Origin of the sequence: Kribbella sp. NPDC051587 (genome assembly GCF_044453945.1) — a bacterium.
In the GTDB taxonomy this organism is placed as follows: domain Bacteria; phylum Actinomycetota; class Actinomycetes; order Propionibacteriales; family Kribbellaceae; genus Kribbella.
The window spans coordinates 1-9077 of sequence record NZ_JBITDE010000022.1; the positions used below are offsets into that span (position 1 = coordinate 1).

Here is a 9077-nt window from a genome sequence, read left to right on the forward strand (position 1 = left end):
GGTTCCTGTTCCTCGACAGCTCAGAAACCTAGGCAGAGAACGGCGTGTGCTCATTCAGGCACGCAACAACACCCACACATACGTCACAAGAGCCGGAATTCGGTGGGGGAACCTCCAGGTTGGTGAGTGCACCCACCAAAGGGGGGCGGGTGGCTGGGCCTACGATTGGGGGTCATGGGGTTCAGGACGCGGGCGGCGAGGGTTGCGGACGCGCGGGCGATTTGTGGGGTGATCGCGGCGGGTGAGGTCGGGTGGCATGGGTCGGCTGAGACCGTGGCGGATCGGGTGGCGGCGGATCTGCGGCGGCCGTTGATCGATCTGGCGGTCGACACGCTCGTGGCTGAGGGGCCGGATGGTGAGGTCGCCGGGTGGGCGTGGAATCACGGTGGGAAGCGCGCGCAGGTTGATGTGCATCCGTCGTACTGGGGTCAGGGACTCGGGACGCAACTGCTCGGCTGGGCTGAGGCGCGATCGCGAGCCGTCGGTAGCGAGTGGATCGCGCAGACCGTCGATGACGCGGACAAAGCCGGTACGGCGCTCATGCAGTCGCGCGGGTACGACGTACTGGCGACGAACTGGCTTCTCGAACGACCACTCGCCACCGTTGAGCCGCAGGAGCCGCCGGCCGGGATTCGGCTCGCACCTTATGAGCCCGAGCGGGCGCAGGAGGTGTACGAGCTCGCGCAGGACGTCTTCGGTGCTCAGCAGCGCCGCAAGTCCTTCGAGGAGTGGGCCGAGCTGACCATCGCCCGCCCCGCTTTCCTCCCGGCCGCCTCGACTCTCGCGTACGACGGCGACTCTGTGGTCGGCCTGGTGATCGCGCTCGACGGCGAGGAGGGGTACGTCGAACAGCTCGCGGTCGGTGTGGACCACCGCAACCGTGGGATCGCCCGGGCAATGCTGGACCGGACGTGCGCGGAATTCCGCCAGCTTGGGCGCGACAGCCTGATCCTGTGGACCCACTCGGGCACCGGCGCGCTGGCCATGTACGAACACCTCGGTCTCCGGGTCCGACGCAGCACGACGGTGCATCGACTCATGCTCTGAGCTGTTGACACCGCGTGTGAGAGCGCTCACATTGGCACCAACCTCACCCCGCCCCCGGAGGTCGCCATGCGTTTCCGCCCGCTCCTCGTCACCGCCCTCGCCGCGCCGCTGCTGATCGCCGCCTCGCTGACCGTCGTCGCGCAGGCGAGCGCCCCACCACCACCGGCCGGCTGGTCGACCGTCTGGGCCGACGACTTCGACGGCCCGGCGAACACCCTGCCGTCCAGCGCGAACTGGATCATCGACACCGGCCACGCCTACCCCGGCGGCCCCGCCAACTGGGGTACCGGCGAGGTGCAGAACTACACGAACAGCACCAACAACCTCGGCCTCGACGGCGCCGGCAACCTCAAGATCACGCCGCGCCGCGACGGCGCCGGCAACTGGACCTCCGGCCGGATCGAGTCCCAGCGGAGCAACTTCAAGCCCCCGGCCGGCGGCGTCCTGGCGATCGAGAGCCGGATCCAGATGCCGAACGTCACCGGCAACGCGGCCCTCGGCTACTGGCCCGCGTTCTGGGCGCTCGGGTCGCCGTACCGCGGGAACTACTGGAACTGGCCCGGCATCGGCGAGTTCGACATCATGGAGAACGTCAACGGGATCAACTCGGTCTGGGGCGTGCTGCACTGCGGCGTGAACCCAGCCGGCCCGTGCAACGAGACCACCGGCCTCGGCGCCAGCCGCGCGTGCCCGGGCTCGAGCTGCCAGTCCGCGTTCCACACCTACCGCTTCGAGTGGGACACGAGCATCTCGCCCAACCAGTTCCGTTGGTACGTCGACGGTCAGCAGTTCCACTCGATCAGCCAGGGCCAGCTACCGGCTGACACCTGGGCGAACATGACCTCGCACGCCGGCTACTTCGTGCTGCTGAACCTGGCCATCGGCGGCGCGTTCCCGGACGCTCTCAACGGACCGACCCCACGTGCCGAGACCGTGCCCGACCGCCCGATGGTGGTCGACTACGTGGCCGTCACCTCCAAAGGCGGCAGCACTCCCCCGACCTCACCGCCCCCAGGTGGCGGCAGCGCGTACAGCACCATTCAGGCCGAGTCCGCCCAGCAGCAGAGCGGGACCGGCGTCGAGACCACCACCGACAGCGGCGGCGGCCAGAACCTGATGCAGGTCGGCAACGGCGACTGGGCGCTCTACCGAGGCCTCGACTTCACCAGCACGGCCGCACACCAGTTCACCGCCCGAGTAGCCTCCGGCGCTGGCAGTGGGGTCTCCGGACTGGTCGAGGTCCGCCTCGACAGTCGCACCAACGCCCCCATCGGCAGCTTCGCCGTCGGCAACACCGGCGGCTGGCAGTCCTGGCGCTCGATCCCTGCCAACATCTCCGCGGTCACCGGCGTCCACGACGTCTACCTGACCTTCACCAGCGGCCAGCCCGCCGACTTCGTCAACGTCAACTGGTTCACCTTCGGCCACTGACCATGCGAAGGGTGGTGCTGACCCGCACCACCCTTCCAGTACTACGCGATCTCGGCCGCCGCCGGTGCCTTGATCGTCACCGGGTCGCCGTACTTGCTGAACGACGTGACCACCTTGGCGCCGTCGTCCGTGAAGTCGATCGTCGTCGGCAGCAGGTCCCTGCCGACCGTCACGTTGACGGTCAGTGTCTTGCCCTCGAGGCCGGACGCCTGATCGGCCGTCAGAAACGCGCCCAGGGCCTTGGCCGCGGCGGCGTCGGAGAGACTGATCTTCATCGAGTAGACCGTCGCGGCGCCGGCCGGCGCCGAGCTGAAACCGGTGGCGTACGGCGCGCCGCCGACCAGGTCGTGCGTCGTGAACTGCATCAGGGCGAGCCGGATCAGCGTCGCGTTCAGGATTCCCCGGTGGTCGGTCGCCTTCGGCTCGTACTTCGCCCACGGCGCTCCCTCGTACTTGCTCACCTGCGGGCTCTTGACATAGACCTGCCCGCCGGCCCGGATCGCGCCGAGCGCGTCCTCGCCGGTCCCGTCGGACCTCCCGGACAGCTCGGAGTCGGCAGCGGAGAGCTTGACGTCGGTGGTGTACGTCGTCCTGTCGCCCTCGTCGTCGTTCACCGAGACGGTCCGGAAGGTGCCCTTCGCGCGCATCGCCGCCAGGACCTTCGGGGCGAAATCGGCCTGGGTCAGGCCGACCGCGACCGGCGTACTGGGCTGGGAGTCGGCCGAGGTGTTCTTCCCGGCATCTGCGGAGCCGCAGGCGGCCGGGAGCACGAGGGCTCCGGCCACGAGGACCGGCATCAGGATCTTCTTCACCGATCGAGGATGTCAGTACCGGCAAGCTCCCGCCCAGTGAATTGCACCTTGTTGCAGACCACCACTTATCCTTCGCCTATGTCTGAACAGCAGGGTGGTCCGGGAGCTCTCTTCGCGATCGGCGGTGCCGAGGACAAGCTGAAGAAGCGCACGGTGCTGCAGGAGTTCGTCGAGGCTGCCGGTGGGTCCAAGGCGCGGATCGTGGTGGTACCCACCGCGTCGGCGCTCGGGCCGGACGTGGTCGACGTCTACCACGCGCTGTTCGCGGCTCTGGGTGCCCAGAGCGTCGTCGGGGTCCGTCCGGAGAACCGCGAGGACGCCGACGACCCGGCGTTCATCGCTCCGCTGCATGACGCGACCGGCATCTTCATGACCGGCGGCAACCAGCTGAAGCTGGCCGGGGTCGTCACCGGTACGGCGTTCGGCCGCGCCGTGACCGCGGCTCACGCGCGAGGTGCGGCGGTCGGTGGGACGTCGGCGGGAGCGAGCATCCTGGCCGAGCACATGATCGCTTTCGGGCGGTCCGGGGCGACGCCGCGGCAGCGGATGAGTCAGTTGTCGAACGGGCTCGGGCTGGTCCAGGGCGCGATCGTCGATCAGCACTTCGCGCAACGGAACCGGTACGGGCGGTTGCTGTCGCTCGTTGCCCAGTCCCCCGGTCTGCTCGGGATCGGGGTCGACGAGGACACCGCTGCCGTCGTACGGGGGACTCATCTGGAGGTCGTCGGCCGTGGTGCGGTGACGATCTTCGACGGCAGCCGGATCAACTCGAACGCGCACTACGCGAAGCGGTCGGAGCCGATCCTGGCGTCTGGTGTGGTGCTGCACGTGCTGCCGGCGACGGCGACGTTCGATCTGCAGGCCCGGGTGCTGCTGTCCTACGGGCCGCAGCCGCCGGCCGAGGAGATCGCCGGGCTGGCGGCTGCTGAGGCCGACCTGCGGAACCTGGCCAAGGAGATCGCCGCCGAGGGGGTCTCCCCCAAGTACTACGCCGATCGCAAGAAGCGCGCCGGCCGTCGTACGGCGAAGACTGCACGACCGGTGGCTGCTGGGGAGTCCAGACCGGAGGCGACCGAGCCGATCACGGCCGGCGCCGAACTCGACACCCCCGACCGCTTCGAGCCAGACAGTGGGCCCGCATGACCGAAACCACCGCACCGACCGACACCCAGGGGACGCCGAGCCCGGACCTCAAGATCATCGAGACCCGCGTCTACCGCGGGCCGAACGTGTGGAGCTACGACCCCGCCATCCATCTGGTCGTCGACCTGGGATCGCTGGAGAGCTTCCCGTCGAACACCATCCCGGGCTTCACCGAGAAGCTGCTCGAACACCTGCCGCGCCTCGACCAGCACCACTGCTCGCGCGGGCGCCGCGGCGGCTTCATCGAGCGGCTGAACGAGGGCACCTGGCTCGGGCACATCGCCGAGCACGTGGCCCTGCAGCTCCAGCAGGAGGCCGGCCACGACATGCGGCGCGGCAAGACCCGCCAGGTCAAGGGCCACCCGGGCCGCTACAACATCGTCTACGCGTACGCCGATGAGGCGGTCGGGCTGGCCGCCGGTGAGCTGGCCGTGCGGTTCGTGAACAACCTCGTCCAGACCGACCCGGAGTTCGACTTCACCGTCGAGCTGGAGAAGTTCATCAAGCAGGCCGAGCGGACGGCGTTCGGTCCGTCCACGCAGGCGATCGTCGACGAGGCCGTCTCCCGGGACATCCCGTGGATCCGGCTCAACAAGGCCAGCCTGGTGCAGCTCGGGCAGGGCGTGCACGCCAAGCGCATCCGGGCCACGATGACCTCGGAGACCGGATCGATCGCGGTCGACGTTGCCAGTGACAAGGACCTGACCACGCGGCTGCTCGCCTCGGCCGGTCTGCCGGTCCCGCGCTCGGAGTCGATCCGCACCGTCGACGAGGCGGTCTCGATCGCGAACAAGATCGGGTACCCGGTCGTCTGCAAGCCGCTGGACGGCAACCACGGCCGCGGCGTCTGCCTGAACCTGAAGACCGCCGACGACGTCCGCGAGGCGTTCCCGATCGCCGCCGAGCAGTCGCGGCGCGGCTGGGTGATCGTGGAGAACATGGTCGTCGGCAAGGACTACCGCTGCCTGATCATCAACGGCCGGATGGAGGCCATCGCCGAGCGCGTCCCCGCGCACGTGGTCGGCGACGGCGTGCACACGGTCGCCGAGCTGGTCGAGATCACCAACGCCGACCCGCGCCGCGGTGTCGGCCACGAGAAGATCCTGACCCGGATCACCGTGAACAACGCCGCCCGCCAGCTGGTCCGCGACCAGGGGTTCGAGCTGGACGACGTACCGCCGGAGGACGTGACGGTGAAGCTCACGCTCACCGGCAACATGTCCACCGGCGGCATCTCGATCGACCGGACCTGGGAGGCGCACCCGGAGAACGTCGAGATCGCCGAGGAGGCGGCCCGGATGATCGGGCTCGACATCGCCGGCATCGACTTCATCTGCCCCGACATCACCCAGCCGGTGCGCGAGACCGGCGGCGCGATCTGCGAGGTCAACGCCGCGCCGGGCTTCCGGATGCACACCAACCCGACGATCGGCGAGCCGCAGTACATCGCCAAGCCGGTCGTCGACATGCTGTTCCCGCCCGGTGCGACCAGCCGGATCCCGATCGTCGCGGTGACCGGGACCAACGGCAAGACCACCACCTCGCGGATGATCAGCCACGTCTTCAAGGGCATGGGCCGCAAGGTCGGTATGACGTCCACCGACGGCATCGTGATCGACGAGCGCCTGGTGATCCGGTCCGACGCCTCCGGCCCGAAGTCGGCCCGGATGGTGCTGCAGAACCCGCGCGTGGACTTCGCGGTCTTCGAGGTCGCCCGCGGTGGGATCCTGCGTGAGGGACTCGGCTACGAGCGGAACGACATCGCCGTCGTACTGAATGTGCAGCCCGATCACCTGGGGCTGCGCGGGATCGACACGTTGGAGCAGCTCGCCGACGTGAAGGGTGTGCTGGTCGAGGCGGTGCCGCGGACCGGGTACGCCGTACTGAACGCCGACGACCCGCTGGTTCGTAAGATGCGGCGGAAGTGTTCGGGACAGGTCGTGTGGTTCAGCATGGCCGAGCCGGGCAGCGAGGTCCGTGAGTACATCGAGGGCCACTGCCGGCGCGGTGGTCGCGCGGTCGTGCTCGAGCGTTCCGACCTCGGCGACATGATCGTGGTCAAGCACGGGCGGCGGTCGATGCAGCTGGCCTGGACCCACTTGCTCCCGGCAACCTTCGGCGGGCGGGCGATGATGAACGTGCAGAACGCGATGGCCGCCGCGGCCGCCGCGTTCGCGGCCGGTGCGCCGCTGCACGACATCCGGCAGGGCCTGCGGACGTTCAACACGTCGTACTACCTGTCCCCCGGCCGGCTCAACGAGATCGATGTCGACGGCCGCACGGTCATCGTCGACTACTGCCACAACGCGCCCGCGATGCGGATGCTCGGCGACTTCGTGGACCGGCTCGGCGAAAGCCTGATCGCGTCGTCGGAGCTCGGGCGGCCGTCCCGGATCGGTGTGATCGCGACCGCGGGTGACCGGCGCGACGAGGACATCCTCGAGCTCGGTGAGGTCGCGGCGCAGCACTTCGACGTACTGATCGTCCGTGAGGACGCGCGCCTGCGTGGCCGGCAGCGTGGTGAGCTGGCCGAGCTGATCGCGGTCGGAGTACGGCGCGCGATGGAGGACGGCGCCAGGTGCCGTCAGGTCGAGATCGTGATCGACGAGCTGACCGCGATCCGGCATGCACTGGCCCGGTCGAACCGTGGTGACCTGGTCGTCCTGTGCGTCGACCAGCACCAGACCGTGCTGACCGAGCTCGAGTCCGTCTCGCACCTCGCCCAGGCGGGTGCGCGTTCGGGTGACGAGGGTGGCGATCCGGACTTCGTGAAGCCGGATGAGGCCGACGTACCGCAGGAGTGACCAAACCGATGGAGAGCAACGGAACTCGGTAGCGCCCAGGGTCGTTGGCGTTGCGTGAAGATGAAGTTGCTGGCGGCCACGATCGCCGTTGCTCTCCCGGTCCTGTTGTCCTCGTGCGGATCGACGGAGTCCCCCGAGCCGGCCAGTCAGGCCGCCGCGGTGACGCCGAGCGTGCTCGTCGAGGACGCGTGGGTGCGCGCGACGGTGGGCACCAAGGACACCACGATGACGGCCGCGTTCATGGCGCTGACCAACCCGGGCAACGCCGACATCAAGGTGATCTCGGCAACCTCTCCGGTGGCGGGGATGGTGCAGCTGCACGAGATGGCGATGAAGGACGGCAAGATGGTGATGCAGGAGAAGGCCGGTGGGGTGAACATCCCGGCCGGCTCGCACGCGCACCTGTCGCCCGGTGGTGACCACATCATGCTGATGGAGCTGAAGAACCCGCTGAAGCCTGGTGACGAGGTTCCGTTGACGCTGAAGTTCTCCGACAACACCACGCATGATCTGACGGTCCCGGTGAAGGCGTTCACCGAGGAAGAAGAGCACTACCACCCCACGCCCACCCCCAAGTGAAACCGTCGCGTCGACAGCTCTTCGGGTACGCCGGAGCGGCCGCGGCCGGTGCTGCGGTCACCGGCGGCGCGGTCGTTGCCCTCGACAAGGAACCACCGGCACCCGCGCCGGTGAGCCGACTGATCTCGCCGTACGGCGACCACCAGCCGGGCATCGTGGCGACCTCGCCACGGCATGGGGAGCTGGTGGCGTTCACGCTGAAGGCTGACACCGACAAGGCTGCCCTCGCACGGCTGATGCGGTTGTGGTCGGCGGATATCGTTGCGCTGAGCAACGGTCGGGCGGCGCCCGGGGACACGGCACCCGAGTTGGCGGTGGCGAATGTCGCGCTGACCACGACGGTGGGTTTCGGGCCGCGCGTCTTCGAGTTGACCGGGAACAAGCCGGCCGGGTTGGACGATCTACCGGTGATGCGGCACGACCGTCTGCAGCCGGCCTGGTCAGGTGGTGATCTGCTCATCCTTGTCGGCGCGGATGACGAGCTCAGCGTCGTCCACGCCGTACGGCGGTTGGTCGCGGACGCGAAGCCGTTCGCGACCCCCGCCTGGCGGCAGACCGGCTTCTGGAACAGCACCGGCCCCGACGGACAACCGGTCACCGGCCGGAACCTCTTCGGCCAGGTCGACGGCACCGGCAATCCGGCGGTCGGCACACCCGAGTTCAACGAGACCGTCTGGTCACCCGACGGCAGCACGACCCTCGTCGTACGGCGGATCAAGCTCAACCTCGACACCTGGGACGAACTCACCCGCTCCGAACAGGAACGCGCGGTCGGCCGCAAACTCAGCACCGGCGCACCCCTCACCGGCACCGCCGAGCACGACGAACTCGACCTCGAGGCCCGCGACGCCGACGGTCACCAGCTGATCGCCGCCAACGCCCACGCCCGCCTCTCGCACCACTCCGAGAACGACGGCCGCCGGATCTTCCGCAAGGGCCTCAACTACGTCCACGACACCGGCACCACCCGCGAGTCCGGCCTGATCTTCCTCAGCTACCAGGCCGACATCGCCGGCCAGTTCCTCCCGCTCCTGTCCCGCCTCGACGCAGCCGACGCCCTCAACGAGTGGACCACCACCATCGGCTCCGCCGTCTTCGCCATCCCACCCGGCCTCCAGCCCGGCACCTGGCTAGGCCAACACCTCTTCTAACCCGCACCACCTCCCACCCCAGCGCCGCCCACCCACACCCCCTCCGGCCAACCCACCACCCGAGGGGATATCCCTCCACCCGCAGGGTTGCCCACCGAGATTTGCCGGGG

General features: G+C 68.9%; 7 protein-coding genes. 6 read left to right on the plus strand and 1 reads right to left on the minus strand.

What is annotated here, in order from left to right:
* The first annotated feature begins 174 nt into the window (after window positions 1–174).
* Together ACIA49_RS40715 and ACIA49_RS40720 are read left to right on the plus strand one after the other, a co-directional pair.
* The gene (locus ACIA49_RS40715) at window positions 175–1047 is read left to right on the plus strand and encodes a GNAT family N-acetyltransferase (RefSeq protein ID WP_396383718.1); all 873 of its coding nucleotides are present in this window, start codon (window positions 175–177) and stop codon (window positions 1045–1047) included.
* 66 nt (window positions 1048–1113) lie between these two features.
* Window positions 1114–2478, plus strand: coding sequence for a glycoside hydrolase family 16 protein (locus tag ACIA49_RS40720; RefSeq protein WP_396383719.1), 1365 nt, complete (start codon window positions 1114–1116; stop codon window positions 2476–2478).
* A 41-nt stretch (window positions 2479–2519) separates the two neighbouring features.
* On the opposite strand, the gene ACIA49_RS40725 is transcribed toward ACIA49_RS40720, so the two are convergent.
* Window positions 2520–3290 carry a hypothetical protein gene (locus ACIA49_RS40725; protein WP_396383720.1) on the minus strand — a complete coding sequence of 257 codons (771 nt, stop codon included), beginning with the start codon at window positions 3288–3290 and terminating at the stop codon, window positions 2520–2522.
* Window positions 3291–3368: 78 nt separating this feature from the next.
* Between ACIA49_RS40725 and ACIA49_RS40730 the strand changes: the two genes are divergently transcribed.
* The 4 genes from ACIA49_RS40730 to ACIA49_RS40745 are packed head-to-tail and all read left to right on the plus strand — an operon-like array spanning window position 3369 to window position 8967.
* Complete coding sequence (locus tag ACIA49_RS40730) at window positions 3369–4433, plus strand: cyanophycinase (protein ID WP_396383721.1); 1065 nt, start codon at window positions 3369–3371, stop codon at window positions 4431–4433.
* Window positions 4430–7237, plus strand: a complete 2808-nt coding sequence (cphA, locus tag ACIA49_RS40735) for a cyanophycin synthetase (RefSeq protein ID WP_396383722.1) — start codon at window positions 4430–4432, stop codon at window positions 7235–7237. Before ACIA49_RS40730 ends, cphA begins: the two co-directional genes overlap by 4 nt.
* 60 nt (window positions 7238–7297) lie before the next feature.
* Window positions 7298–7816 (plus strand): copper chaperone PCu(A)C, encoded by a 519-nt coding sequence (locus ACIA49_RS40740; RefSeq protein WP_396383775.1) that lies wholly within the window; start codon window positions 7298–7300, stop codon window positions 7814–7816.
* Window positions 7813–8967: a Dyp-type peroxidase gene (locus ACIA49_RS40745; protein WP_396383723.1), complete on the plus strand. Its 1155-nt coding sequence runs from the start codon at window positions 7813–7815 to the stop codon at window positions 8965–8967. Before ACIA49_RS40740 ends, ACIA49_RS40745 begins: the two co-directional genes overlap by 4 nt.
* The last annotated feature ends 110 nt before the right edge of the window (window positions 8968–9077 follow it).